1 pseudogene is annotated in these 408 nt (G+C 63.0%); it reads left to right on the forward strand.

What is annotated here, in order from left to right:
* A pseudogene (locus tag GSQ79_RS24025) lies at nucleotides 1-408 on the forward strand (LacI family transcriptional regulator); the annotation flags it as partial.

The raw sequence follows: 408 nt of genomic DNA on the forward strand, positions 1-408 counted from the left end.
GATGATCACGCGGCGCTCGAACATCATCGGCGTGGCGATGAGCTATCTGGAGAACCAGTTTTATCCCGCCGTCCTTGAAGCGCTCTCGGCGGCGTTCGAGGCCGTCGGCTACCGCGTGCTGCTGTTCACCGCCAAGCCCGGCGAACCGTCCGACCCGATCCTGGAAGAAGTGCTGCGCTATCGCGTCGATGCGCTGGTGCTGGCCTCGATCAGCCTGTCGTCGCATTTCGACGAGGAATGCCGACATGCCGGCATTCCCGTGATCCTCCTCAATCGGAAAACCAAGAGCACCAGCGTCTCCAGCGTGACGGGCGACAATCGCAATGGCGCGAAGACCATCGCGGCGTTTCTCGTCGCCGGGCGCCACGAGCGCTTCGCCTATGTCGCCGGCCTGCGAAATTCTTCCAC

The sequence above is a fragment of the Beijerinckia sp. L45 genome (genome assembly GCF_009765775.1).
In the GTDB taxonomy this organism is placed as follows: Bacteria; Pseudomonadota; Alphaproteobacteria; order Rhizobiales; family Beijerinckiaceae; genus RH-AL1.